Source organism: Frateuria sp. YIM B11624 (assembly GCF_049727805.1).
Classification (GTDB): domain Bacteria; phylum Pseudomonadota; class Gammaproteobacteria; order Xanthomonadales; family Rhodanobacteraceae; genus Frateuria_A.
This window is the reverse complement of sequence record NZ_JBCNYA010000014.1, coordinates 46,924-72,091: the sequence shown is the minus strand read 5'-3', so window position 1 is coordinate 72,091 and position 25,168 is coordinate 46,924. Positions and strand designations below refer to the sequence as shown.

Below are 25,168 nucleotides of genomic sequence, written 5' to 3'. Positions count from 1 at the left end.
CGTTCGGCCCAATGGCCGTCGCGCGCAACGGACCAGTGTAGGAAGGGGGTGTGAAGCACCGGGCAAGCGGCGCGCCCGGCACCGCGGAGTGTGATGCGCATCACATTTGAGAGGGGCCGGCCTCATTGCGCCGGCGACGCGCCGAGCAGGCGCCCGTTGACGCGCTTGCCATAGAGCGACATCGGCGTGTCGTGGTAGGCCTTGCGCGTGGCCGCCAGGTCGCCGTGGTAGCGCGGGTCCTGTGGACGCTCGTGCGCGTCCATGAACATCGCCACGTCCCAGGCGTCCTGGTCGCTCAGCATGCCGCCGCGGCTCAACGGCATGTTCGCCTTGATGAAGGCGGCGGCCTTGTCCAGCTCGTGCATGCCGGCGCCCCAGTTGAACGAGTCCGGTCCCCACAGCGGCGGGAAAACGTACTCGCCGGCCACTTTCTGGCCCTGGCCGTCGGCACCGTGGCACAGCGCGCAGTCGCGCCCGAACACCGCCTGGCCGCGCGCATAGTCCGGCGCCTTCGCCGGTTCGGGTACGCGCGGATAGCCGGCGCCGGCGAGCTTCACGCCCAGCGGTGCGCCCTGCGCCATCCAGTAGGAATAGGTCTCCAGCGCCACGATCACCTTGTCGTCCAGCGGCGGCGCCTTGCCGTTCATGCTGTACATGAAGCAGCCCTGCAGCCGCTCGCCGTAGCTGTTCACGTGGTGGTTCTTCTTGCGGTACTGCGGATACATGCCGTACGCGCCCCACAGCGGTGCGGAGTCGGCCAGGCGGCCCGCGTCGAGGTGGCAATTGACGCAGTTCAGGCCATTGCCGACGTACGCCGGCGCGGCCTTGCGCGTGTGCACGAAGATCTCGCGGCCCCGCCGCACCATGTCGCCGTAGGGGCCGGCGGGAATGGCCGATTCGTCGGGCGGCCGGAAGGCGGGCGCCTTCGCCGCGGGCGTCGCCGCCTGCGGTGCATCGGCGGCATGCGCATCGAGCGGCATGCGGCCACTGCATGCGGTCAGGGCCAGCAGGATCAGGGCCAGGGCGATCGGGCGCGTGCTCATTCGTGGCCGCTCCCGGTGGGTTGCGCGGCGAACCACTGCGCCACCGCGGCGATGTCCTGCGCGCTCAGAGCGCGGCTCAGGTGCTGCATCAGCTCGAGCGGATCGTTGCGCCGCGTGCCTTGCTGCCAGGCCTTCAACTGCGTCTCGATGTAGGCGGCCGGTTGTCCGGCCAGCGGCGGGAAGTTCGCGCCCACGCCGACACCGCCGGGCCCGTGGCATTGCTCGCAGGCGGGCACCCGCGCGGACCAGCGCCCGCGTGTGGCGAGCGTTGCGCCCGTATCGTCGGCCGGGCGATCGGCCGGCTTCGCGGCCGGGGCCTTTGCCGGTACCGGCAGCCGGGCGTAGTACGCCGCCACGGTGCCGCGTTCGTCCGTCGACAGCGCTTTGGCGATGGGCTGCATGACGGCGTTGGCGCGCGTACCCCTGGCGTAGTCGCCCAGTTGCCGGCGCAGGTAGTCGGCATCCAAGCCGGCCAGGCGCGGAAAGCCGGCCGTGGCCTGGCCGCCGCCATCGGCACCGTGGCAGGACTGGCACGGCGGCGCGCCATGTCCGTTGCCCTGGCTGACCAGCGTCTGCGGTGTCGCGGCCTCGGCGGGCGACGCGCACGCCAACGCAAGCCACACGCCCACCACGATGCCTTCCAACCCGCTGTTGCGCATCCCCGATTCCCGCTTTGGCCCCAGGCCGGCAGGCAAGCCCGTGCCGGTCAAAGGCCAACGAATAGCGAGCGGAACGTGCACGCGATGTCAGCGGATCTGTTTTTCCGGTCGGCTTGCGTCGGTGGCGGCAGCGCGAAGTTGGGCGCTTCGCGCATGATGATGGCGGGGCTTGCCGCGGGGCCCCTCACCCCAACCCTCTCCCTGGAGGGAAAGAGAACAGGAGCGGCGCCTCGTCTCGGGTTTACGCGGCGGGTTCGCCGCTGGCGTCGTAGACGCTGGCCAGCACCGCGGCGGCGGCGGCGTAGAGCAGTACCGGCACGTCATCGCGCAGGCGCAGGGCGGCGAGGATCGAGGCGACCTGCGGGTCGTGGTGCAGCGGCAGGCCGAGCGCGCGGGCGCGGGCGAGCAGCAGTTCCAGCGCTTCGGGCGGCAGCGGCGTGGCCTTGGTTTCAGGACCGGCCAGGCGCAGGGTGACGCGCCGCTGCGGCGGCGGCAGGGCGGTGCTCATGCGGTGGCCTTCAGCAGCAGGGCGCTGGCATGGCCCTGGCCCTGCGGCAGGCCGGTCTGGCAGCTCAACTGGTCCAGTTGCAGGCCGCTGGCGGCCAGGCGCTGGCGCAGCGGGGTGAACTGGCGTTCCAGCCGCTCGGTGGTGGCGCTGCGCTCGGCCCACAGGCGCACGTTCAGGCGCAGGTCGCGCAGTTGCAGCTCGCCCTGCAGCGGGCCGAGCGACGGCAGGTCGAGAGCGAAGCCCAGGGTCCACGTGCCGGCGCCGGTCTCGGCGTCCTGGCCGTGCTCGAGGTGGAGCTGCAGTACGTCGCGGCCACGCGGGCCCTGCAGCGGGATCTCGATCATCCAGGCCTGCGCCCCCGCCGCATCGAGCTGGGCGATTTCCAGCCGCGCGAGCGCGGCGTGCACGTCGCCGCGCAGGCGGCCGAGCAGCTGGCCGACGTCGTCGTCGACGGAGGGATCGCCGAAGGACGCCGCGAGTGGCGCGCGCGGCTGCGCCTGCAGGCCGCGCTGGCGCAGCGGCGGCGGCGTGTCGGCGCCGCTGGCGGGCGGGTGAACGGGCAACCGGGGCTGCCGGTCGAGCACTGCGGCCAGGCGCAGCAGCACGGCCTTGAAGTCCTCTTCGCCCAGCGGCATCGGATTGGTGCGCGGCCGGACCAGTTGCGACTCGAAGAACAGGCCGCTGCGGGCGACCGCCTCGCGCAGGCCGTCCGCGCGGGTGATGTCCTGCGGCGTGCGCACGCCCTGGTCGAGCAGCGCCAGCGCGGCGCGCACCTCCGGCGGCAACTGGCGCACCACCGGGCGCTGCGCCAGCGCGCCCAGCGTGGCGAGCAGCGGCGCGTAGCCGTTCTGCTGCGGCAGGCGTTCGCGCAAGGCCTGTTGCACGCGCGGGTCGGCGGCGGCGCCGGCGAGGATCTCCAGCAGCGGCGGGTTGCCCATCGCCAGCACGCGCACCTGGAACTGCGAGGGCAGCGGGGTGCCGAGCGGGTCGGCCTCCACCGTGAGCGCGCCGATCTGCAGCACCATGCGCCCCTGCTCGCCCATGCCCAGCGGACGGGCGTCCAGCACGGTGCCCACGCGCCAGCTCTCGGCCGCGGTGCCGGAGGCGGCACCCGCCCAGGTCATCGCGGCGAGGCTGGTGGGTTGGATGATCACGCGGGTCTCCTGCCTGCCGGCCGGGCAGTGGTCGGTTCCGTGCAGTCGGTACAGGAATCGGCCGGGCGGACGATAACTTGAGCGACGGTGACGGCGGTCACTTTCCGGCACTAAAGCCTCCACCGGAACCGCCGATAAGGCTTGGGCAGGGGCCCGGTACGAGCGGAGGCAAGCAATGGGCAGCAAACGAGAACACGGCGCACCGGCCGCGGTCGAGATCGGCCTGCCGGCGGATTGCCGGATGGCCGCGCAGTCGGCGCTGCTGGCCGATCTGCTCGGCGCGCTGGACGCGCCGGCGACGCAGATCGACGGCCGCGCGGTCGAGCGCGTGGACACCGCCGCGCTGCAGCTGCTGACGCTGTTCCGCCGCGAGGCGCTCTCGCGCGGCTGCGCGGTGAGCTGGCGCGGCGCGAGCACCACGTTGTGCGAGGCGGCGGAAACGCTGGGCCTGGTCAAGGCACTGGATCTGCCGGCAAGCGTGCCGGCGTAAAAAACGAGGTTGATGAAATGGCGAAGATTCTTGCAGTGGACGATTCGGCGTCGATGCGCGGCATGGTGGCCTACACCCTGCGCGGCGCCGGCCACGAGGTGACCGAGGCCGAGAACGGCCAACTGGCGCTGGACGCGGCCAATGCCGGCACGTTCGACCTGGTGCTGGCGGACGTCAACATGCCGGTGATGGACGGCATCAGCATGGTGCGCGAGCTGCGCACGCGGCCCAGCTACAAGGGCGTGCCGATCCTGATGCTGACCACCGAGTCGCACACGGACAAGAAGATGGAAGGCAAGGCGGCCGGTGCCACCGGCTGGCTGGTCAAGCCGTTCGATCCGGAACAGTTGCTGGCCACCGTCAAGCGCGTGCTCGGCTAAGCCGCAAAGAGAGCGATCCGATGAGCAGTGCGGGCGGCCTGGCGCAGTTCCAACAAGTATTCATCGAGGAGAGCCTGGAAGGGCTCGACACGATGGAATCCTCGCTGCTCGCGCTGGACGAGGGTGGCGACGGGGAGCTGGTGCACACCATCTTCCGCGCCGCGCACTCGATCAAGGGCGGCGCGGCCACCTTCGGTTTCCCGGAGATGGCCTCGTTCACCCACGAAGCCGAGTCGCTGCTGGACGAAGTCCGCGGCGGCAAGCGCGCGATCGACAAGCCGATCATCGAGCTGCTGCTGCGCTCGGTGGACTGCCTGCGCGGCATGTTCGATCGCGCCAAGGCCGGCCAGCCGCTCAACGACGCCACCTCCGACGGCGTGCGCGGCGAGCTGGCGGCGATGATGGGGCGCGCCGCGCCGGCCGCATCCGTCGTCCAGGGCCGCCGCGCCGGCGACCAGGCCGAGGCCTGGATCATCCATTTCCACCCGCACGCCGGCATGCTCGCCGGCGGCAACGACCCGCTGCGGCTGATCCGCGAACTGGCCGGGCTGGGCGAACTCGCCGTCGAGGCCGACCTGTCGCGGCTGCCGGCACTGGCCAAGCTCGATCCGGAGCAGTGCCACCTGGGCTGGTCGATCGAGCTGAAGGCGCCGGTCAAGCGCGAGGACATCAAGGCGGTGTTCGACTGGGTCGAGGACGAATGCGACCTGGCCATCGAACCCAAGCCCAGCGCCGTGGTGACGCCGGCCGCGCCGCCGGCGCCGGCCAGCATCGCCGAGGCAGCCGCGCGCGGCACGCGCGAGGCCAATGCCGATTCGGGCTCGGTGCGCGTGTCGATCGACAAGATCGACGGCATGATCAACCTGGTCGGCGAACTGGTCATCACCCAGGCCATGCTCGACACCTTCCGCGAGGAATTCGACCCTTCGCGCCTGGCCTTGCTGCAGCACGGCCTGACCCAGCTCGCCCGCCATGCGCGCGAGCTGCAGGAAAGCGTGATGGGCATCCGCATGCTGCCGATCGCCTCGGTGTTCAACCGCTTCCCCCGACTGGTGCGCGACTTGAGCCAGAAGCTCGGCAAGCAGGTGAAGCTGGAGCTGCACGGCGAGCAGACGGAACTGGACAAGACGGTGCTGGAGAAGATCGGCGACCCGATGGTGCACCTGGTGCGCAACGCCATCGACCACGGCCTGGAGACGCCCGACAAGCGCCGTGCCGCCGGCAAGAACGACACCGGCACGCTCAAGCTCGACGCCTACCACCGCGGCGGCAACATCGTAGTGGAAGTGTCCGACGACGGCGCCGGACTCAACCGCGACGCGATCGTGCGCAAGGCGATCGAGCGCGGCCTGATCGCCAGCGGCGAGGGCCTGAGCGAAGAGGCGGTGGGCGAGCTGATCTTCCAGCCCGGCTTCTCCACCGCAGCGGTCACCACCGACCTGTCCGGCCGCGGCGTGGGCATGGACGTAGTGCGCAGGAACGTCTCGGACCTCGGCGGCACGGTCACCATCCGCAGCAAGCCGGGCCAGGGCAGCGTGTTCACCATCACCTTGCCGCTCACCCTCGCGATCATCGACGGCCTCACCGCCGCGGTGGGCGAGGAGCGCTACATCGTGCCGCTGGTGTCGATCGTCGAGTCGGTGCAGCTCAAGCCCGAATCGCTCAAGACCGTGGCCGGCGGCGGCGAGCTGTTCCGCTTCCGCGGCGAGTACCTGCCGGTACTGCGTCTGCACGAGCTGTTCGGCTGCGCCGGCGCCAGGCGCGCGATCGAGGAGGGCCTGGTCATCGTGGTCGAGGGCGACGGTTCCCGCGTGGGCCTGTTCGTCGACGGCCTGGTCGGCCAGCAGCAGGCGGTGGTCAAGTCGCTCGAAGACAACTACCGCCGCGTGCAGGGCGTGTCCGGGGCGACCATCCTGGCCGACGGCTCGGTGGCGTTGATTACCGACATCGCCGGCCTGGTCCGGCTGCACGGGCGGCGCAAGGCGGCCTGAGCACGGCGCGAGCCGGCACGCGGCAGTCACGAAAGCAATCATTGGACCCTGCGGCAGGAGCGCGCGGGCTTCCTTTCAACGGCCTGCCGGCAGGATCCCGCCGGCGGCAACGCGACGGGCTGCGAGCCGGCGGTCGCGCGTAGGCGAATGACGAGGTTTTTTTCATGTCCGTGTTCCAACGCTGGTCGCTCGGCCGGCTGAGCCTCAATGCACGCGTCGGCGTGGTAGTGGTGATGATGGTGGTCGGCCTGGCCGGTCTGACCGTGCTCAACGCCTTTTCCAGCCGCGACCGGCAGATGACGGCCCTGGCCCACAACCTGCAGAGCCAGATCGAGTCGGCCGTCTCCGTCGCGCAGCGCTTCCACGATCGCGCACAGAAGGGCGAGCTCAGCGAAGCCGAGGCCCAGCGCCAGGCGCTGGCGCAGATCCACGACATGCAGTGGAAGGGCGGCAAGGGCTACATCTTCGCCTTCGATTCCGGGCTGGTGATGCGCGAGCACCCGCTCAAGCCCGAACTGGTCGGCAAGAGCATCGCCGGCGAAACCGATTTCAAGGGCAAGCCGCACTACCGGATCATGCGCGACGCCGACCTGCGCGACGGCCACGCGCTGACCCGCTACACGCAGAAAATGCCCGACGGCAGCGGCAAGGACAAGATCACCTACACGCAGTTGTTCAAGCCGTGGAACATCAACTTCGCGGCCGGCGACTACTTCGAGGACATCGACGCCGATTTCCGCCACACGCTGGCCGTCCAGTTGTCCGAGGCGGGCCTGGTCGGGTTGCTGGTGATCCTGGTGGTATGGCTGTCCATGCGCAGCATCCGGCAGAGCATCGGCGGCGAGCCCGATTTCGCGGTGGCCATGGCCGGACGCATCGCCGAGGGCGACCTGGCGGTGGCGGACGGCGAACCGGCATTCCCGTCCGGCAGCCTGCTCGGCGCACTGGTGCGCATGCGCGAACGGCTGACGGCGATCGTCGGCGAGGTGCAGCACGGCGCCCAGGCGGTGAGCACGGCGGCCCAGCAGATCGCCAAGGGCAACGACGACCTGTCCCAGCGCACGCAGGAGCAGGCCTCGAGCCTGGAGGAGACCGCCGCCTCGATGGAGGAGATGACCTCCACGGTCAAGCAGAACGCGCAGAACGCCAGCGTCGCCAACCAGCTCGCCTCCGGCGCGCGCGAAGAGGCCGAGCGCGGCGGCGCCGTGGTGGCGCAGGCGGTGCTGGCGATGGGCGAGATCAGCGCCTCCAGCCGCAAAGTGGTGGACATTGTGGGCCTGATCGACGAGATCGCCTTCCAGACCAACCTGCTCTCGCTCAACGCGGCCGTGGAAGCGGCGCGTGCCGGCGAGCAGGGCCGCGGCTTCGCGGTGGTGGCCGGCGAGGTACGCAGCCTGTCCCAGCGCAGCGCCGCGGCGGCCCGTGAGATCAAGGCGCTGATCGGCGAGAGCGTGGAGCGCGTGCAGGCCGGCAGCCGGCTGGTCGACCAGTCGGGAACGGCGCTCAAGGGCATCGTCGAGAGCGTCAGGAAGGTCACCGACATCGTGGCCGAGATCGCCGCCGCCAGCCAGGAGCAGTCGGCCGGCATCGACCAGGTCAATCGTGCCGTGACCCAGATGGACGAGGTGACCCAGCAGAATGCCGCGCTGGTGGAGGAGGCCTCCGCCGCCGCGCGCGCGATGCAGGACCAGGCGGCCGGGCTGCGCCAGCAGATGCTGTTCTTCCGGCTGGACGGCGGTTCCGCCGGTGTGCACGCGCAACAGCAAGCCGAGGTCGTGCTGCCGCGCGCCGCCGCGCGTCGGGCGGAACCCATGCGCGCCGTCGCTGCCGCTGCCGGTGCCTGGACCGAGTTCTGAGCCCGGCATTCCCTTTCGACAGATGGCGCGGGTCCCGCGCCATCCCGCAGGACCCCACGATCATGCATCTTGCAACCCGCACCGCCCGGCGCCTCGCGCTGGGCCTGGCCCTGCTTGCCCCGGTGGCGCATGCAGGCGAGTTCACCTTCGGCGGCAAGGCCTTCGCCGACGTCAGCCAGCTGGACCGGCACGACCGCGTCGCCGGCACCCGCAGCAGCGACGTGGATGCCGATCTCAAGCGGCTCTACCTGGACGCGGACTACGCGATCGACCCGGCCTGGTCGGTGCATGCCACTGCCGACGTGAACTGGCTACGCGGCGAACGCGACCCGGACCTGTGGCTCAAGCGGGCCTACGTGCAGCGCCGCTACGGCCAGTCAGGGGTGGTGCGCGTGGGCGCGGACGACCTTCCCTGGACCGCGCTGGTCAGTCAGTGGTACGGCTACCGCTACATCGATGCGCTGGCCACCTCGCTGCAGAAGATCGACTCCGCCGCCGACTGGGGCGTGCACGTCCGCGGCGCGCTGGCGCCGAAGTTCGACTACGCGCTGTCCGTGGTGACCGGGGGCGGCTACAAGCGGCCCAGCGTGGGCAACCGCGCCGACGTGGAGGCGCAGTTCTCCTACCACCCCAGCGCCCATACGGTGCTGGCGCTGGGCGGCTACGACGGGCAGCGCGCCGAGGATGGCGACCTGACCGAGCTGTACCACACCGCCCGGCGCATCGACCTGCTCGCCGCCTACGCGGACGACACCTGGCGCCTGGGCGTGCGCTACGCCTACGCCAGCAACTGGGCCTCCCTGCACGATCCGGCCAGCGACCGCGGCCGCAGCTGGTCGGCCTGGGCCAGCGTACGCGTGGCGCCGCACTGGAGCCTGTTCGCCCGCTACGACCGCCTGCAGCCGAGCCGCCTGCAGGCGCCGGACCAGCGCAGCCGCTATGCCGACGCCGGCATCGAGTGGCAGCCGGTCAAGCGCGTGCGGCTGGCGCTGGTGGCCAAGCACAACGCCCTGCGCCGGCAGGGGCGCGAGGTGCGCAGCTCCGACGAGGTCGGGCTCTGGAGCGAACTCAGCTTCTGAGCGGCCCCCCGGCGCGCCGCTCAAGTTCCGTCCCGCGGCGCCGACATCCTGAATGAAGCAGGACGTCCGCGAAGCGTCCGCCACGACACCAGGTACCCGTCCCATGCAAGAAGAACCCCAGGCCGCGTCGGTCGTACAGCAACTTACCTTCAGCCTCGGTCCCGAGGAGTACGGCATCGACATCCTGGCCGTGCGCGAGATCCGCGGCTGGACGCCGGTTACCCGCATCCCGCAGGCGCCGCACTACGTGCTGGGCGTGCTCAACCTGCGCGGCGCCATCGTGCCCGTGCTGGACCTGCGCCTGCGTTTCGGGCTCGCGCGCGAGGAATACACCGCCACCACGGTGACCGTGGTGGTGACGGTGGCCGGGCGCCTGTTCGGCGTCGTGGTCGATGCCGTCTCCGACGTGCTGGACGTGCAGGCCGACAAGGTGCGCCCGGTGCCGGACATGGGTACCGCGGTGGATACCGAATACCTGAAGGGATTGACCTCCATCGAGGAGCGCATGGTGCTGCTGCTCGACGTGGACAAGCTGTTGCAGCCGCAGGACGCGCAGATGCTCGAAGCCGCCTTGCCCGCGGCCACCGAAGTCAAAGCCGTGGCCTGACCAGGACCGACCGATGAAAATGCCGAAACTCAAGTTCAAGATTCCCGCCCTGACCGTGCGCGGCCGCCTGCGCCTGGTGCTCGGCATGCTGATGCTGATGCTGGTGGCCGGCGCCGTGATCGGCATCGGCTCGATGCAGCTGCAGAACGAGGGCATGCGCTCGATGTACCAGGACGAGCTGGTGACGGCGCAGACCGTCTCCCGCATGCGCGCCGATTCGCTGATGCAGTTCATCGTGCTCGGCGAGGCGGCCCGGCTGGTCAAGCAGCCGCCGCAGCTCAAGCAGAAGATGGACGAATACGCGGCACTGGAAAAGAAGTTCCTTGCCGAGAAGAAGGAGTTCGACGCCGCTCCCAAGAGCGACGCGGTCGCCGCGCAGTACAAGAAATACCTGGCCGACGAGGGTGACTACATCAGCGGCCTGAAGGACATGACCGACGCGCTGAACCAGCACGACGAGGCCGCCGGCGACGTGCTCGACATGGAAGTGCGCCCGCTGATGATGATGCGCCTGGAGGTGCTGGACAAACTCGTCTCCATGCAGCGGGACGAGGCCTTCGCCGCCTACCAGGGCCAGGTCTCGCGCTTCAGGCTGATCCGCGCCATCAGCATCGGCGCGCTGGCTGCCGGCCTGCTGCTGGCCATCTGGATGGCGCTGTCGCTGAGCCGCTCGATCATCAGCACGCTCACCTATGCCGGCCGTGTCGCCCGCGAGATCGCGCAGGGCAAGCTCGGCCATGCGATCCAGTGCAACCGCAAGGACGAGCTTGGCCAGCTGCTGGAAGCGTTCCGCAGCATGGACGAGCGCCTGTCGGCGATCGTCGGCGAGGTGCGCCACGGCTCCGGCGCGGTGAGCACCGCCGCGCAGCAGATCGCCCGCGGCAACGACGACCTTTCCCAGCGTACGCAGGAACAGGCCTCCAGCCTGGAGGAAACCGCCTCCTCGATGGAGGAGATGACCTCCACCGTCAAGCAGAACGCCGAGAACGCCAGCCACGCCAACCAGCTGGCCCGCGGCGCCCGCGAGCAGGCCGAGCGCGGCGGCGAGGTGGCTTCGCAGGCGGTGGTGGCGATGAAGGAGATCAACGCCTCCAGCCGCAAGATTTCCGACATCGTCAGCCTGATCGACGAGATCGCCTTCCAGACCAACCTGCTCTCGCTCAACGCGGCCGTGGAAGCGGCGCGGGCCGGCGAGCAGGGCCGCGGTTTCGCGGTGGTCGCCACCGAGGTGCGCAACCTGGCGCAGCGCTCGGCCGGCGCGGCCAAGGAGATCAAGGCGCTGATCAACGACAGCGCGGAGAAGGTGCGCACCGGTACGGAACTGGTCGACCAGTCGGGCAAGGCCCTTTCGGAAATCGTCGACAGCGTCAAGAAGGTCACCGACATCGTGGCCGAGATCGCCGCGGCCAGCCAGGAGCAGTCGGCCGGCATCGACCAGGTCAACCACGCCGTGTCGCAGATGGACGAGATGACCCAGCAGAACGCCGCGCTGGTCGAGGAGGCTGCCGCCGCTGCCCGCGCGATGCAGGAGCAGGCCAACGAGCTGGCCCGCCAGGTGGCGTTCTTCCGCCTGGACAGCGATGCCGCCGCCGCGCCGGCGCCGGCCGCCAAGCCGACCGCGTCGGCCGTGGTGGCTGAGGCCGAGGCGGTGTTCGCCGCCGTGCGCAGCGCTCCGGCGCCGCGCGTGGTGCGCGTGGCCGAGCCGGCTGCCGCGGTGGCCGATGCGGGCGTGTGGAAGGAGTTCTGAGCATGAGCGCGGTGGTCGACCACGACAACCCTGCGGCCGGCCTCGCCGGTCCGTTGCTCGGCGACCGCGACTTCCAGTTCCTGCGCACGTTCGTCTACCAGCACTGCGGCATCGCGCTGAGCGAACAGAAACACCAGTTGGTGCAGGGTCGCCTGGCGCGGCGCCTGCGTGCGCTGGGCCTGAAGGACTTCGGCGCCTACTGCGAACTGTTGCGCACCGACCCGGAGCGCGAGCTGGGGGAGCTGGCCAGCGCGATCAGCACCAACGTCACGGCCTTCTTCCGCGAGGTGCACCACTTCGAGGCGCTGGCCAACGAGATGCTGCCGCAGTGGCTCGAGCAGAAACGTCGCGAGGGCGATCGCCTGCGCATCTGGTCGGCCGGCTGCTCCAGTGGCGAGGAACCCTACTCGCTGGCGATGGTGCTGGCCGAGGCGCTGGAGCGCTGCGGCCGCAACGTCGACGCGAAGATCCTCGCCACCGATCTCTCGCCGGCGGCGCTGGCCGCGGCGCAGAAGGGCGTCTATCCGGTCGAACGGCTGGAAGGCGTCAACGCCGAGCGGCGCAAGCGCTGGTTCCTGCGCGGCGAGGGCGAGTACGCGGGCCTGGCCTGCGTGCACCCGAAGCTGCGCGAGCTGACCACCATCCTGCCGCTCAACCTGCTGCACGAATGGCCGATGCAGGGACCGTTCGACGCGATCTTCTGCCGCAACGTAGTGATCTATTTCGACCAGCCGACCAAGCAGAAGCTGTTCCGCCGCTTCGCCCGTCTGCTGCCCACGGGTGCGCCGCTGTTCCTGGGCCACTCCGAATCCATGCACGGTCTTTCCGAAGAGTTCGAACTGATCGGCCGCACCATCTATCGGAAGAAGACTGCATGACCCAGGTTGCCGCGAGCCTGCCGCGAGGCCAGGCGATCGCACCCGCTCTACCCGGTTTCGAGCACCTGCGCAGGTTCTGGGACCCGACCCACCAGTGCGTCACCGCCAAGGTGCTGCCGGGCGAGTTCTACGTGAGCGCGCAGGAGGAGATGATCTCCACCGTGCTCGGTTCCTGCATCGCCGCGTGCATCCGCGACAGGCGTCGGCGCGTGGGTGGCATGAACCACTTCATGCTGCCCGAGCCGGTCGGCGAGCGCGACGCCTGGTCGGCCGCGGTCGGCCGCGCGGCGCGCTACGGCTCCGATGCGATGGAGCAACTCATCAACGCCATCCTGAAAGCCGGCGGCCAGCGCGAGGACCTGGAAGTGAAGGTCTTCGGCGGCGGCCGCGTGCTGGCGCAAATGACCGACGTGGGCCGGCGCAACATCGAGTTCGTGCAGCGCTACCTGGCCACCGAGAAGCTGGCCGTGGCGGCGTCGGACCTTGGCGACGTGTACCCGCGCCAGGTCCAGTACTTCCCGGCCAGCGGCAAGGTGCGCGTGCGCCAGTTGCGCGGCACGCGCGACGCCCAGTTGGTGGACGGCGAGCGGTTCTACCTCAAGCGTTTGGCAAACGATCCGATAAAGGGAGAGGTGGAGCTCTTCTGACGAAGGGTGGCGCTGGGCCGTGGGGGCGCGGCATCCGCCGTCCAGCGGCGGCCCTGCCGTGGTGCAGACGGATCAACGCCCTCACGACCCAGCGCCATCGCTCCACCCAAAACAAGGCAAGCTCGAGATAACGGCATGGACAAAGTGCGAGTACTGGTAGTCGACGATTCCGCACTGGTGCGCAAGCTCCTGTCGACCATGCTTGCCTCCGATCCGCGCATCGAGGTGGTCGGCACCGCGGCCGATCCGCTGATCGCGCGCGACAAGATCAAGCAGCTGAACCCCGACGTGCTCACGCTCGACGTCGAGATGCCGCGCATGGATGGGCTGACCTTCCTGGAAAACCTGATGCGGCTGCGGCCGATGCCAGTGGTGATGGTGTCGTCGCTGACCGAGCAGGGCGCCGAGGTCACCCTGCGCGCGCTGGAACTGGGCGCGGTGGATTTCTTCGCCAAGCCCGCCAGCGACCTGGCCGGCACGTTCGCCGGCAGTGCGCAGGAGATCTGCGCCAAGGTGGTGACGGCGGCGCGCTCGAAGCCGCGCGCCCGCACCGCGGTACGCAAGCTCGACGTGGCGCCGCGGCTGTCCGCCGATGCCGTGTTGCCGCTGTCGCAGTCGGCCGGCACGCGCGGCGGCAGTCCGATCATCGCCATCGGGGCCTCCACCGGCGGCACCGAGGCGATCCGCGTGGTGCTCGAGGCGATGCCGCCGGACGCACCGCCGATCGTGATCACCCAGCACATTCCCGCCGCCTTCAGCGGCCCGTTCGCCACGCGCATGGACAACTGCTCGGCGATGCGCGTGTGCGAGGCGCACGACGGCCAGCCGATCCAGCAGGGCCACGCCTACATTGCGCCCGGCAGCCAGCACCTGCTGGTGATGTGGGACGGCGCCAAGCACGTCTGCCGCCTGCACGACGGCCCGCCGGTGAACCGCCACAAGCCGTCGGTCGACGTGCTGTTCCGCTCGATGGCGGCCAGCGTCGGCAAGGCCACCGTCGCCGCGCTGCTCACCGGCATGGGCGACGATGGCGCGCGCGGCCTGCTCGAGCTGCACCAGGCCGGCGCCGCCACGCTGGTGCAGGACGAAGATTCCTCGGTGGTTTGGGGCATGCCCGGTGCCGCCTACAAGCTCGGCGCCGCGCGCGAAGCGCTGCCGCTGGACCAGATTGCCGCGCGCCTGCTCCGGCTGGCGCGCCAACCCCTCGACAGCGCACCCCGCGCCGCCGCCCTTTGATCGCGGAAGCAATTCCATGAACGCCATCCTCTCCTTCTTCCACACCCGCCACCTGATCGGGTTTTCGGCAAGCGCCCTGGCGCTGCTGGTCAGCCTGCTGTGGCATCCGGCCTGGCTCGCGCCGCTGCTGGTGATTGCGCTGGCCGCCGCGTGGATCGTCGAGGCGCGCCGCACCGCGCCGGTCGAGGTGCCGGTCGAGGTCGACAGCACGCCGGTACGCGAGGCGCTCGAAGACGTGCGCAGCGCGCTGGTCGACGAACTCGGTCACGCCACGCGCGAACTGCACCAGGGCCTGGACCTGCTGCGCGACGCGGTGCAGGAACTGGGCGGCGGCTTCGACGGCCTGTCGCAGAAGACCGGCCTGCAGCAGTCGCTGCTCAAGCAGATCATCGACGTGCAGAACGGCGGCGTCTCGGTGCAGGACTTCGCCGCGCGGACCGGCGACCTGCTGGAGCATTTCGTCGGCATGATCGTGCAGATGTCGCGCGAGAGCCTGCGCATCGTCTACCGCATCGACGGCATGGCCAAGGAAATGGACGCGGTGTTCGGCCTGCTGAAGAACGTCAACACCATCGCCGAGGAGACCAACCTGCTGGCGCTGAACGCCTCGATCGAGGCGGCGCGCGCGGGCGAATCCGGCCGCGGCTTCGCGGTGGTGGCCGGCGAGATCCGCAACCTGGCCAGCAACTCCAACCAGTTCAACGAGCAGATCGGCAGCCACGTCGAGCGTGCGCGCGCCGCGATGGAGCAACTGCGCGGGCTGGTCGGCACGATGGCCTCGCAGGATCTCAACGTCGCGCTGTCGGCCAAGGGCGGCATCGACGCGATGATGGCCCACGTCACCGAGTCGGACGCGCGCACCAGCGCGGTCGCCGACCAGGTGGTGGAGATCAACCGCGGCCTGGGCAGCGACGTCTCCACCACGATCCGCTCGCTGCAGTTCGAGGACATCCTGAGCCAGCTCCTGCAGCAGACCCGCACGCGCCTGGTCGAGCTGCAGGAGATCACCGCCGACTGCACCCGCGACATCGAGGAGCTGGCCTGCAGCCGGATCGACGCCGAGGCGCTGGAAGCGCGCGCCCAGCGCGTGCGCGCCCGCCTGGCGATCCAGCGCGAGAAGGCCCGCCTGCGGTCGCGCGGCCCCGCGCTGCAGAGCTCGATGGACGCCGGCGAGATCGAACTCTTTTAAGGAACCTGCGCCATGAGCATCAATGTCCACCACGACAGCGACACCGATTGCCTGACCCTGCATCTGGGCGAGCACTTCGACTTCAGCATGCACCGCGACTTCCACGACGCCTGCCTGGGCTCCGGGGTCAAGGCGCGCAGCTACGTGATCGACCTGGGCGAAGTGACCCGCATGGATAGCTCCGCGTTGGGCATGCTGCTGCTGTTGCGCGAGCATGCGGGCGCCGACCGCGCCGAGATCCGCATCGTCAACGCCCGCGACGAACTGCGCGGCACGCTGCGCGTGGCCGGCTTCGACAAGCTGTTCGTGCTGCACTGACCCGCTTGGGGTCAGTCGCCGGGGCAGAGCGCGACGCTCCGGCTGCGCTGGTCGATGACCAGCACGAACCGGCTCAGGATCCGGCTGCCGACCAGCAGTTCGGGAAAGCGCCGGGAAACGAGCGCATCGACGCCGGTCAGCGCGATCGCACCGATGCGGACGGGATCTTTCAGGCGGGTCCGCTCGGTGTCGATCACGGTGTTGGTGAGCCTGCCCTCGGGACCCTGCATCAGGCCGCTGGCCTCCACCTTCGGATAGAGCGCTGCCGGCAACACCAGCGACGCGTTGGCGCCTGTATCGAGGTTGGCCTCGGTCTGCAGCGGACCGATGCTCGCCGCGACGCGGAACGGACGCTGGTAGGTGACCGCGCCAGCGTCCCTCGGCGACAGGCGGTGTGAGCGCGTGAAGGAGAGTGTCCTGCGCGGGTAGTCGATCACCAACAGGCCGTCCGCGAAGAAGTCGCGGCCAAGAATGCCGGCAAACCTGGCCTTCGGGGCCATCTTGCCGGCGTAGTCCCGGGTGATCAGGTCGACGTCGCGCCTGACCAGCCCGCCCAGGGCCAGCATATCCAGATGCGTCGTACCGGCCGCCTGCGTCTGCACGCCATCGGAGTTCTCGACCGCTGCGGCTGCGGGGAGGCGCAGCGCCGAGGCCAGGCTGGCATCGAGCCTGCCCGTGCCGCTGGCGCCCGTGTCCACCGCGAACCGGAACGGGCCCTGGCCGTTGGCGCGGGCCTGCACGTACACGCGTCCGTCCACGACGTCGAAGGGCACGCGCACGAGCAGGTCGGCGGCGGGCAGCGCGGCGAGCCTGCATGCGCCGGTCGGGGCCGCTGGCGGGCTTTGGGCGCCCACCGGCAGGGTGAGCGCGGCGAGCGCGATGCCGGCCAGGCGAGGTATCCGCCTGTGCGTCTTCCGCACGGGCCCGCCGGTATTGCCGCGGCCGTCCGGGCCCGATGCGACGTCCATGTTCAACCCAGCCGCCGCGCAATCCCGTAGAACACCAGGTTGCCGACACCGGTCGCCACCGCCAGCACCGCCACCAGTCCGGGCGTCAGGTCCTGCCAGCCGAACGCCTGGATCAGCGCGAAACCGATCCCCAGCGCCACCAGCACCACGCCCCAGTGCAGCGAGGAATGCCGCCGGCGCAGTTCCTCGCTTTGCAGCACCGAGCGCACCAGTTCTTCCGAGCCGCCGACGCTGACCATCTGCCGGCGCACGCGGGCGTCGACGACGACCTTGATCGCGTAGGTGATGCAGATGAAGAGGGTGATGGGAATGAGATCGCCGAAGTTCATGGGTCCTGCTCCTGTGTTGAGGGTTCGGGCCAAGAGAGACGATGGACGGCCTGGCGGTTGCATCCGCAGACACTTGCAACCGTTTGCCCCTGGCGCGTATCCCATGGGCGATGGACGAGCGCCCCACCAACCCGGACCGTGAACTGGTCGACGCCGTGCTGCGCGGCGCGCCTGGCGCGTTCGAGCGCCTGGTGCGCGATTACCAGGGCCTGTGCTGGCACATCATCTACCGCATGGTCCGCCATCCGGAGGACGCGCGGGAGCTGTGCCAGGAAACCTTCCTGCGCGTGCACCAGTGCCTGCACCAGTACCGCTACGAGAGCGCGCTGAAGTCCTGGATCGGGCAGGTGGCCTACTCGATCGCGTTGCGCCACCTGCAGCGCAAGCGCATACCGCTGCTCGAGCCGGCCGCCGACGAGGACATTCCTTCGCCGTTGGAAAACCTGGGCGACGAGTTCGACCTGGAGCAGGCCTTCGGCGACGCCCAGGTTGCGCGCCGCCTGCATGGCGCCATCGACGCGCTGCCGCCGGTGCAGCGCACCGTGCTGACGCTCTACCATCTGGAGGAGGCCAGCATTCCTGAGATCGCCGCGATCACCGGGCTGGCCTCCGGCACCATCAAGAGTCACCTGTTCCGCGCACGCCTGCGCCTTCGCGCCGTACTCGAAGGCCGGCTGGGAGTTGCCGTATGAACCACGATCCCCGTTTCCCCTTGCCTGACGACGACGCGCACGAATGGTCCGCGCAGGAGCGCGCGCTGGCCGAGGAACGCGCCGGGCTCGCGCCGGAGCAGGGCGAGCCGCAACTGCGCAGCTACCGCCTGGTGGCCCATGCCCTGGCGCAGCCGCTGGATGCGCAATTGCCGCCCGACTTCGCACGGCGGGTGGCGCGGCAGGCGGCAAAGGCCGCCCGCCCGGCCGATACCCGCCTGGAACGTGACCTGCTCGTGCTGCTTGCCGCGGCGATGGCACTGGCCGCGCTGGCCGTCACCGTCCTGTATGGCGCCGAGTGGCTGCCCTCGCTCGACCTTGGGGCAGTCGGCATGTTGCTGGGCAAGCCTTGGGTCTGGGCGCTGGCCGCATGCCTGGGTCTGTCCCGCCTGTCCCGGGGCTGGTTGCACCATCCTCAGCAGCCCGTTTGACGCAACGGGGCTCGCGGCGGCATGGGTTGCGGCGGGGTGTCTCTTCAGAGCCACGTCGGCTCGAGGCCAGTGCGGCCCCTCACCCCAACCCCGGAGGGAGAGGGAGCAGAGCGCGCGACCGCCGCATTGGCAGCGGGAGCTTCATCCTCCTAGCCCAGAGGTCATGCACGCCCCCTTGCTCCTTCGCCGCTATCGTGGGCGCCTGTTTCCACGGCGGAGCAAGGCGATGCAAGCGATGCGATGGATGGTGGCGACCGCAATGCTGTGCGGTTCGGCGGTGAGTGCGGGTGCGTTCGCGGCGGCGGCCCAGCAAGGCAAGGCGCCGGCGGGCGCCATGGCCGCCCACGCGATGGGCGTGGACCTGGCCGGCATGGACCATTCGGTCAAGCCGGGCGACGACTTCGACGACTACGCCAACGGCAACTGGCGCAAGACGGCGGTGATCCCGGCCGACCGCGCCAGCACCGGCATCTTCCTGCAGGTGTTCCAGAAGGCCGAGAAGCGCAACGCGCAGATCATCCGCGAGGCCGGCGCCAGCCATCCGGCGGCCGGCAGCAACCAGCGCAAGATCGCCGACTACTACGCCGCGTTCATGAACACCGCGGCGATCGAGAAGGCCGGCCTTTCGCCGCTCAAGCCGGAACTGGACAAGATCGCCGCGATCCGCACGCGCACTGACCTCTCGCGTGTGCTCGGCGGCCAGTTGCGCGCCGACGTCGACCCGATCAACGCCACCAACTGGCAGACCGAGCACCTGTTCGGCCTGTTCGTGACGCAGGGCCTGGAAGATCCCTCGCACAACATCGCCTACCTGCTGCAGGGCGGCTTAGGGATGCCCAGCCGCGACTACTACCTCAAGGATGACGCGGAAATGGCCGGTTTCCGCGCCAAGTACAAGGCCTACATCGGCGCCACCCTGCAGCGCGCCGGCATGGCCGATGCGCAGGCCAAGGCCGACGCCATCTTCGGACTGGAGATGAAGATCGCCAAGGCCCAGGCGAGCCTGGTCGAGAGCGAGGACGTGCACAAGGCGAACAACCCGTGGCCGACCAGCGCCTACGCGCAGAAGGCGCCGGGCATGGACTGGAACGCCTATTTCGAGGCCGCCGGCCTGGCTGGACAGCCGGTAATCGACGCCTGGCAGCCCGAGGCGATCAAGGGCCTATCCGCGCTGGTCGCCAGCGAACCGATCGAGACCTGGAAGGACTACCTCGCCTTCCACACCATCAACGACAGCGCCGGCCTGCTGCCCAAGGCCTATGCCGACGCCAGCTTCGAGTTCTACGGCCACACCCTGACCGGCACCCCCAAGCAGCGCGACCGCTGGAAGCGGGCGATCAGCGCGGTCAACAACGACCTCGGCGACGCGGTGGGCCAGATCTACGTCAAGCAATATTTCCCGCCGGCGTCCAAGGCGCAGGTCCAGGACATGGTCAAGAACATCCTGGCCGCGTTCGACGAGCGCGTCGGCCAGCTCGACTGGATGACCGAGGCCACCAAGCAGAAGGCCAAGGCCAAGATCGAATCGCTCAAGGTCGGCGTGGGTTACCCGGAGACCTGGCGTGACTACGGCGCGCTGGCGATCAAGCCGGATGACGCGCTGGGCAACCACCTGCGCGCGGTCGAGCAGGAATACCGCCACCAGAAGGCCAAGCTCGGCCAGCCGGTCGACCGCGGCGAATGGTGGATGACCCCGCAGACCGTCAACGCGGTCAACCTGCCGCTGCAGAACGCGCTGAACTTCCCCGCAGCGATCCTGGAAGCGCCGTTCTTCGACCCGAAGGCCGACGCGGCCGCCAACTACGGCTCGATCGGCGCGGTGATCGGCCACGAAATCAGCCACAGCTTCGACAACACCGGCGCCGAGTTCGACGCGCAGGGCCGCCTGGCCAACTGGTGGACGCCCGAGGACCTGGCCCACTTCAAGGCCGCCGGGCAGAAGCTGGTCGAGCAGTACGACGCCTATGAGCCGCTGCCCGGGCTGCACATCAACGGCCAGCAGACGCTGGGCGAGAACATCGCCGACGTGTCGGGCCTGACCGCGGCCTGGATCGCCTACCACAAGTCGCTCGGTGGCAAGCCGGCTCCGGTGATCCAGGGCCTGACCGGCGACCAGCGCTTCTTCCTGGCCTTCGCGCAGTCCTGGCGCAGCAAGACCCGCGACGCGGCGCTGCGCCAGCAGATCATCACCGACGGCCACGCCCCGGGACGCTACCGCGCGCAGACCGTGCGCAACATCGATGCCTGGTACAAGGCCTTCGATCCGAAGCCCGGGCAGAAGCTCTACCTCGATCCGAAGGACCGCGTGCACATCTGGTAATTGCCACCCGAATCCTTCCCCCGTTCACGGGGGAAGGTGCCCGAAGGGCGGATGGGAGAGGCCTTGCGAAAGGCCGCCCAAACCGGTGCGACAGGCAACAAAAAGGCCCCGATCGGGCCTCTCTGCTTTGCCGGTGCATCCAGTCCGATGCTTACCAGGTACGTACGCTGGCCACGCCAGCGGTGAAGCTCTGCATGTCCGACTGGTAGCGGAACAGGCGGCCCAGGTCGAACTCGACCGACTGGCCCGGCGCGATGTTGGCGGTGCCGGCCGGCCAGCCCTTCTTGCTTGCCAGCACGTTGCCGCTGGAGTCCTTCGCTTCGATGGTGATCTGCGCGGCTGCGGGCTCGGCGCAATGGTTGACCAGTTGGCCCTTGAGGCTCAGGCGGCCGCTGCTGGCGGCGATCTTGAAGTCCTGCACGGCGAAGTCGCTGGGCGAGCAGGCGGCGTGCGCGGCCATCGGCGCGAGCAGGAACAGGGCGGAGGCGAGCAGGATTTTCATGGCGGATTCCGTTGCGTTAGGGATGTCGATAGGAGGCGACAACCCAGGAATCGGCCGCTCGAAGGAAATCTTTAGCCCGGGTCAGGGGCCGGCGTCCCGGCCTGTTCCGCGTGCTCCAGGAACCACAGCCCGGCGAACAGCTTGGGGTCGACCGAATAGCCCTCGGCCGCGCGGGCGAACAGCCAGGCGCCGGCCTCCCGCCGGGGCACCTCGTGCACCACGATGTTCTCCGTTTCGTCGCCGCCGCCATTGCCGACCCGGACCAGGTCGTGGGCGCGCACGAAGGCGATCATCTCGGTGCTCATGCCCGAGGAGGAGGGGCCCTCGTGGATGAAATCCACCCGTCCGCAGCGGTAGCCGGTCTCCTCCTCCAGTTCCCGCGTGGCGGCCAGCAGCGCGCTCTCGTCGAGCTGGTCGGCGAGGTCGCCGACCAGGCCTGCCGGCATCTCGATGGTCTGCCTGAGGATCGACACCCGGTACTGCTCGACGAACAGCACGCAATCGTCCGGCGTCACCGCCACGATGATCACCGCGCCACCGGGGTTGTTGCGCTCGGCATACTCCCAGCGTCCGCGCTTGCGCAGGCTGAGCCAGCGGCCCTCGCAGAGGGTTTCCACGGGGGCGTGGGCGTCGGGCGGAAGCGGGGAGGTGGAATTCATCCGGCCATGGTGCCGTGCGCCGCGACGGCGCTCAACCGGCGGCAGTTCAGCCTTCGAGTACCGCGCGCAGCCGGCTGCGCGTCAGCGGTCCGAAGCGGAGCTGCTCGCACAGCGCCTCCAACTGCCCGCTGCCGGCCTGGCGGCGAAGCGCATCGGCGGTGGGCGCCACCGGTGCGTCCAGCGCGATGCGGGTCAGCCGGCGGTACAGCAGGGCCATCTCGGCGTGCTCGCGCAGGCGCGCGGCGCAGGCCGCGGCGCCGCGGAGGCGCAGGAAGGCCACTTCCTCGACCCGCTCCAGCAGCGCGTCCAGGCTGCCGAAATGGGCGAGCAGGGCGGCTGCGGTCTTGGCGCCGATGCCCGGCACGCCGGGGATGTTGTCCACCGCGTCGCCGCACAGCGCCAGGTAGTCGGCGACCTGGTGCGGATGCACGCCCAGCTTTTCGTGCACGCCGGCCGGTCCCCAGCGCACGTTGCGGGCGAAGTCCCATTGTTCGTCGCGCTCGCCGAGCAGTTGGCCGAAGTCCTTGTCGGCCGAAACGATCACGCTGTCCAGGCCGTGCCCGCGCAGGCTCCACAGCGCGCTGCCGATCAGGTCGTCGGCCTCGTAGCTGTGGTCGATCATGACGGTCACGCCCACCGCCGCGGTGATCGCGCGGCACAGCACGAACTGGCGCTCCAGGTCCGGCGGCGGCAGCTCGCGGTTGGCCTTGTAGGCCGGATAGATGGCGTTGCGGAAGGAGCTGGTCAGCGAGGCGTCGAAGGCCACGGCCAGGTGCGCGGCGCGGGTCTTCTCCAGCAGTTCGCAGAGGAAGCGGGTGTAGCCGTGCACCGCGTTGACCGGGTGGCCGTCGGCGTCGTGGAACTGGTTGGGCATCGAATGCCAGGCGCGGAAGACGTACAGGCTGCCGTCGACCAGGTGGACGGCGTCGGTCCTGGCGGTCACGGCGTCCACGTGGAGAACACCTCTTCCACCGCCGGCCGCTCGCGGTCGGGCACGTCGATCTGCGGCGTGCCGATGTGCACGAAGCCGATCACCCGCTCGTTGCCGGCCAGGCGCAGCAGCGCGGCCACGTCGGCGTCGTAGGCGGCCCAGCCGGTCAGCCATTGCGCGCCGTAGCCCAGCGCGTGCGCGCCCAGCAGCAGGTTGTAGGCCACGCAGCCGGCGGCTACCTCCTGCTCGATCGGCGGCACCTTGCTGTCCGCTGCTACCCGCGCGACCACCACCAGCACCAGCGGGGCGAAGGTGTAGCGGGTGCGTTCCTTCTCGCGCTTGGCCTTGGACAGGGCGGGATTGCGCGCGGCGATCGCCGCCAGGCGCTCGCCGAAGGCCTGCTTGGCTTCGCCGCGCAGTTCGATCAGCCGGAACGGCACCAGCTTGCCGTGATCGGGCACGCGCACCGCCGCCTCAAGCAGCGCACGCAGCTCGGCGCCTTCCGGCCCGGGCGCGCCGAGCTGGCGCGAGGGAACCGAGTGGCGTTGCATCAGCAGGTCGAGCGGAGGGGACATGGGCGAGGTGCTGCAGGCGGGTCGCCCATGATAGCCGGCGGGGTAATCCGGCGTAGGGTGGGCTTCGGCCTACCGCTCTCCAATGTGCAAGTAAGGGAAAGCGGTGGGCTGAAGCCCACCCTACGTTTCGCGGCCGGGCAGGCGGAACGAGCCGGGCAGCAGCGCGCCGACGGTGGTTTCCTCCAGCGCGCCGGCGAGATTGCCCAGCAGCACCGGCATGGCTTCGTCGCACAGCTCCGCCATCACCTGGCGGCAGGCGCCGCAGGGACTGACCGGCCCGGGGGTGTCGGCGATCACCGCCAGCTGCACGAAATCGCGTGGCTGGCAGCCCGCCGCCACCGCGCTGAACAGCGCCGTGCGCTCGGCGCAGTTGCACAGGCCGTAGGCGGCGTTCTCCACGTTGCAGCCGGCGAAGGTGCGGCCGTCGCGGGTGCGTACCGCGGCACCGACCTGGAATTTCGAATAGGGCGCGTAGGCCTGGTCGCGCGCCTCGCGGGCCACGAGCATCAGCGGATCGGCGACGGGCAGGGGCATCGGTGTGGACAAAAGGGATCTCCCTTGCAAAGACCCCGTATGCGCCAGCCTTGGCGCTGCCGGTGGGCCAGTCTACTGCGGCCGGCAAGGCGCGGGTCAAGCGGGCACGTGCTTGCGGCCGCGGCCGTTGGGCTAGGATGGGACGTCCGCTCGGAAGGGGAGCCGCATGACGATCACCGTGGTTGCGTTGCGCGAGTCGGCCGCCGGGGAACGGCGGGTGGCGATCACGCCCGAAGTGGCCAGGAAGCTGCACGGCAAGGGCGTGCGCGTACTGCTGGAACATGGCGCAGGCGAGGCGGCCGGGTTTCCCGATGCAGCCTATGCCGATACGGAATTCGCCGACGCGCCGCAGATGCTGGCGCAGGCCGACCTGCTCGCCTGCGTGCTGCCGCCCACCGATGCGGTGTTCGGACAGTTGCGCGAGGGCGCCATGGTCGTGGGCCAGTTGCGCCCGCACGGCGCGGCCGCGCGCATCGTGGCGCTGGGCAAGCACCGGCTCACCGCCTTTGCGCTGGAACTGCTGCCGCGCACCACGCGCGCCCAGGCGATGGACGTGCTCAGCTCGCAGGCCGCGGTGGCCGGCTATCGAGCGATGCTGATCGCCGCCGAAGCCTGCCCGAAATTCTTTCCCATGCTGACTACCGCCGCCGGCACCATCCGTCCCTCGCGGGTGCTGGTGATCGGCGCGGGCGTCGCGGGCCTGCAGGCGATCGCCACCGCGCGCCGGCTCGGCGCGCAGACCGAAGGCTACGACGTGCGTCCGGAAACGCGCGAACAGATCGAGTCGCTGGGCGCGAAGTTCCTCGACCTCGGCGTGAGCGCCGCCGGCAGCGGCGGCTACGCGCGAGAGCTTTCCGCCGAGGAGCGCGCCGCCCAGCAGCAGGCGCTGGCCGATCACCTGAAGGCGGTCGACGTGGTCGTGACCACCGCCGCGGTGCCCGGCCGCCCGGCGCCGAAGATCCTCACGGCGGCGATGGTCGAGGGCATGAAACCCGGCGCGCTGATCGTGGACCTCGCCGCCGAGGGCGGCGGCAACTGCGAGCTGACCCGGCCGGGCGAACGCGTGGAGCATGCAGGCGTGGCGATCCTCGGGCCGCTGAACCTGCCCGCCGGGGCGCCGCTGCACGCGTCGGAGATGTATGCGCGCAACGTCTACAACTTCGTGGAACTGCTGCTGCGCGATGGCGAGCTGGTGCCGGACTTCGACGACGAACTGGTGGCGCGCACCTGCCTGAGCCATGGTGGCGAGCCGCATTTCCAGGGATAGCTGCCCGTTCTTCTCTCTCCGCCGGGGAGGCGTGAGGCGGGTTGGGCAACAAGTTCGGTCGCGCGACGCCTTGATGTTGGACTGTCGCTAGAGTGGCTCCTCACCCCAGCCCTCTCCCCGGAGGGGAGAGGGAGTGGCAGCGCGGCAAGGGGATGGCCCT

27 protein-coding genes are annotated in these 25,168 nt (G+C 70.0%); 16 read left to right on the top strand and 11 right to left on the bottom strand.

What is annotated here, in order from left to right:
• Positions 1–122: 122 nt before the first annotated feature.
• From AAIL17_RS09175 to AAIL17_RS09160, 4 genes are all read right to left on the bottom strand, one after another.
• Complete coding sequence (locus AAIL17_RS09175; protein WP_424682521.1) at positions 123–1,043, bottom strand: c-type cytochrome; 921 nt, start codon at positions 1,041–1,043, stop codon at positions 123–125.
• Positions 1,040–1,702, bottom strand: a complete 663-nt coding sequence (locus AAIL17_RS09170) for a c-type cytochrome (RefSeq protein WP_424682520.1) — start codon at positions 1,700–1,702, stop codon at positions 1,040–1,042. Before AAIL17_RS09170 ends, AAIL17_RS09175 begins: the two co-directional genes overlap by 4 nt.
• Positions 1,703–1,943: 241 nt before the next feature.
• On the bottom strand, positions 1,944–2,210 hold the full coding sequence (locus AAIL17_RS09165; RefSeq protein ID WP_424682519.1) for a flagellar biosynthesis protein: 267 nt from the start codon (positions 2,208–2,210) through the stop codon (positions 1,944–1,946).
• Complete coding sequence (locus tag AAIL17_RS09160) at positions 2,207–3,364, bottom strand: flagellar hook-length control protein FliK (protein WP_424682518.1); 1,158 nt, start codon at positions 3,362–3,364, stop codon at positions 2,207–2,209. Before AAIL17_RS09160 ends, AAIL17_RS09165 begins: the two co-directional genes overlap by 4 nt.
• A 175-nt stretch (positions 3,365–3,539) precedes the next feature.
• On the opposite strand from AAIL17_RS09160, the gene AAIL17_RS09155 reads away from it, so the two are divergent.
• From AAIL17_RS09155 to AAIL17_RS09100, 12 genes are all read left to right on the top strand, one after another.
• Positions 3,540–3,854, top strand: a complete 315-nt coding sequence (locus AAIL17_RS09155; RefSeq protein WP_424682517.1) for an STAS domain-containing protein — start codon at positions 3,540–3,542, stop codon at positions 3,852–3,854.
• 17 nt (positions 3,855–3,871) lie between these two features.
• Positions 3,872–4,234 carry a response regulator gene (locus AAIL17_RS09150; RefSeq protein ID WP_424682516.1) on the top strand — a complete coding sequence of 121 codons (363 nt, stop codon included), beginning with the start codon at positions 3,872–3,874 and terminating at the stop codon, positions 4,232–4,234.
• Positions 4,235–4,254: 20 nt separating this feature from the next.
• Positions 4,255–6,225: a chemotaxis protein CheA gene (locus tag AAIL17_RS09145; protein ID WP_424682515.1), complete on the top strand. Its 1,971-nt coding sequence runs from the start codon at positions 4,255–4,257 to the stop codon at positions 6,223–6,225.
• A 164-nt stretch (positions 6,226–6,389) separates the two neighbouring features.
• Entirely contained in the window at positions 6,390–8,081 is a 1,692-nt protein-coding gene (locus tag AAIL17_RS09140; RefSeq protein ID WP_424682514.1) for a methyl-accepting chemotaxis protein, read from the top strand.
• Positions 8,082–8,143: 62 nt separating this feature from the next.
• Positions 8,144–9,160, top strand: coding sequence for a hypothetical protein (locus AAIL17_RS09135; protein ID WP_424682513.1), 1,017 nt, complete (start codon positions 8,144–8,146; stop codon positions 9,158–9,160).
• Between the two features lie 103 nt (positions 9,161–9,263).
• Positions 9,264–9,767, top strand: a complete 504-nt coding sequence (locus AAIL17_RS09130) for a chemotaxis protein CheW (protein WP_424682512.1) — start codon at positions 9,264–9,266, stop codon at positions 9,765–9,767.
• A gap of 13 nt (positions 9,768–9,780) precedes the next feature.
• The gene (locus AAIL17_RS09125) at positions 9,781–11,514 is read left to right on the top strand and encodes a methyl-accepting chemotaxis protein (protein WP_424682511.1); all 1,734 of its coding nucleotides are present in this window, start codon (positions 9,781–9,783) and stop codon (positions 11,512–11,514) included.
• Positions 11,515–11,516: 2 nt separating this feature from the next.
• Positions 11,517–12,392, top strand: coding sequence for a CheR family methyltransferase (locus AAIL17_RS09120; RefSeq protein ID WP_424682510.1), 876 nt, complete (start codon positions 11,517–11,519; stop codon positions 12,390–12,392).
• Positions 12,389–13,039 carry a chemoreceptor glutamine deamidase CheD gene (gene cheD / locus AAIL17_RS09115; protein WP_424682509.1) on the top strand — a complete coding sequence of 217 codons (651 nt, stop codon included), beginning with the start codon at positions 12,389–12,391 and terminating at the stop codon, positions 13,037–13,039. The genes AAIL17_RS09120 and cheD overlap by 4 nt, the downstream gene beginning before the upstream one ends.
• Before the next feature lie 135 nt (positions 13,040–13,174).
• Positions 13,175–14,275, top strand: coding sequence for a protein-glutamate methylesterase/protein-glutamine glutaminase (locus tag AAIL17_RS09110; protein ID WP_424682508.1), 1,101 nt, complete (start codon positions 13,175–13,177; stop codon positions 14,273–14,275).
• A 16-nt stretch (positions 14,276–14,291) separates the two neighbouring features.
• Complete coding sequence (locus AAIL17_RS09105) at positions 14,292–15,464, top strand: methyl-accepting chemotaxis protein (protein WP_424682507.1); 1,173 nt, start codon at positions 14,292–14,294, stop codon at positions 15,462–15,464.
• Positions 15,465–15,482: 18 nt separating this feature from the next.
• The gene (locus tag AAIL17_RS09100; protein ID WP_424682551.1) at positions 15,483–15,782 is read left to right on the top strand and encodes an STAS domain-containing protein; all 300 of its coding nucleotides are present in this window, start codon (positions 15,483–15,485) and stop codon (positions 15,780–15,782) included.
• An 11-nt stretch (positions 15,783–15,793) separates the two neighbouring features.
• Here AAIL17_RS09100 and AAIL17_RS09095 read toward each other — a convergent pair whose 3' ends face one another.
• Positions 15,794–16,750, bottom strand: coding sequence for an aspartyl protease family protein (locus AAIL17_RS09095; RefSeq protein ID WP_424682506.1), 957 nt, complete (start codon positions 16,748–16,750; stop codon positions 15,794–15,796).
• Positions 16,751–16,752: 2 nt separating this feature from the next.
• Entirely contained in the window at positions 16,753–17,079 is a 327-nt protein-coding gene (locus tag AAIL17_RS09090; RefSeq protein WP_424682505.1) for a DUF6249 domain-containing protein, read from the bottom strand.
• 110 nt (positions 17,080–17,189) lie between these two features.
• On the opposite strand from AAIL17_RS09090, the gene AAIL17_RS09085 reads away from it, so the two are divergent.
• The 3 genes from AAIL17_RS09085 to AAIL17_RS09075 all read left to right on the top strand — a co-directional run bounded on the left by AAIL17_RS09085 (position 17,190) and on the right by AAIL17_RS09075 (position 20,540).
• Positions 17,190–17,771, top strand: coding sequence for an RNA polymerase sigma factor (locus AAIL17_RS09085; RefSeq protein ID WP_424682504.1), 582 nt, complete (start codon positions 17,190–17,192; stop codon positions 17,769–17,771).
• Entirely contained in the window at positions 17,768–18,220 is a 453-nt protein-coding gene (locus AAIL17_RS09080) for a hypothetical protein (protein WP_424682503.1), read from the top strand. The genes AAIL17_RS09085 and AAIL17_RS09080 overlap by 4 nt, the downstream gene beginning before the upstream one ends.
• 226 nt (positions 18,221–18,446) lie before the next feature.
• A complete protein-coding gene (locus AAIL17_RS09075) occupies positions 18,447–20,540 on the top strand; it encodes a M13 family metallopeptidase (RefSeq protein ID WP_424682502.1) in 2,094 nt (697 codons plus the stop codon).
• Between the two features lie 151 nt (positions 20,541–20,691).
• On the opposite strand, the gene AAIL17_RS09070 is transcribed toward AAIL17_RS09075, so the two are convergent.
• The 5 genes from AAIL17_RS09070 to cdd all read right to left on the bottom strand — a co-directional run bounded on the left by AAIL17_RS09070 (position 20,692) and on the right by cdd (position 23,741).
• Complete coding sequence (locus tag AAIL17_RS09070) at positions 20,692–21,042, bottom strand: hypothetical protein (protein WP_424682501.1); 351 nt, start codon at positions 21,040–21,042, stop codon at positions 20,692–20,694.
• A 71-nt stretch (positions 21,043–21,113) separates the two neighbouring features.
• Complete coding sequence (locus AAIL17_RS09065) at positions 21,114–21,701, bottom strand: NUDIX hydrolase (protein WP_424682500.1); 588 nt, start codon at positions 21,699–21,701, stop codon at positions 21,114–21,116.
• Between the two features lie 46 nt (positions 21,702–21,747).
• A complete protein-coding gene (locus AAIL17_RS09060) occupies positions 21,748–22,653 on the bottom strand; it encodes a 5'-3' exonuclease (RefSeq protein ID WP_424682499.1) in 906 nt (301 codons plus the stop codon).
• Positions 22,641–23,207 carry a nitroreductase family protein gene (locus AAIL17_RS09055; RefSeq protein WP_424682498.1) on the bottom strand — a complete coding sequence of 189 codons (567 nt, stop codon included), beginning with the start codon at positions 23,205–23,207 and terminating at the stop codon, positions 22,641–22,643. Before AAIL17_RS09055 ends, AAIL17_RS09060 begins: the two co-directional genes overlap by 13 nt.
• A gap of 120 nt (positions 23,208–23,327) precedes the next feature.
• Positions 23,328–23,741, bottom strand: a complete 414-nt coding sequence (gene cdd / locus AAIL17_RS09050; RefSeq protein WP_424682550.1) for a cytidine deaminase — start codon at positions 23,739–23,741, stop codon at positions 23,328–23,330.
• A 166-nt stretch (positions 23,742–23,907) separates the two neighbouring features.
• Here cdd and AAIL17_RS09045 point away from each other — a divergent pair, with 166 nt between their 5' ends.
• A complete protein-coding gene (locus tag AAIL17_RS09045; RefSeq protein WP_424682497.1) occupies positions 23,908–25,008 on the top strand; it encodes an NAD(P) transhydrogenase subunit alpha in 1,101 nt (366 codons plus the stop codon).
• Positions 25,009–25,168 lie beyond the last annotated feature (160 nt).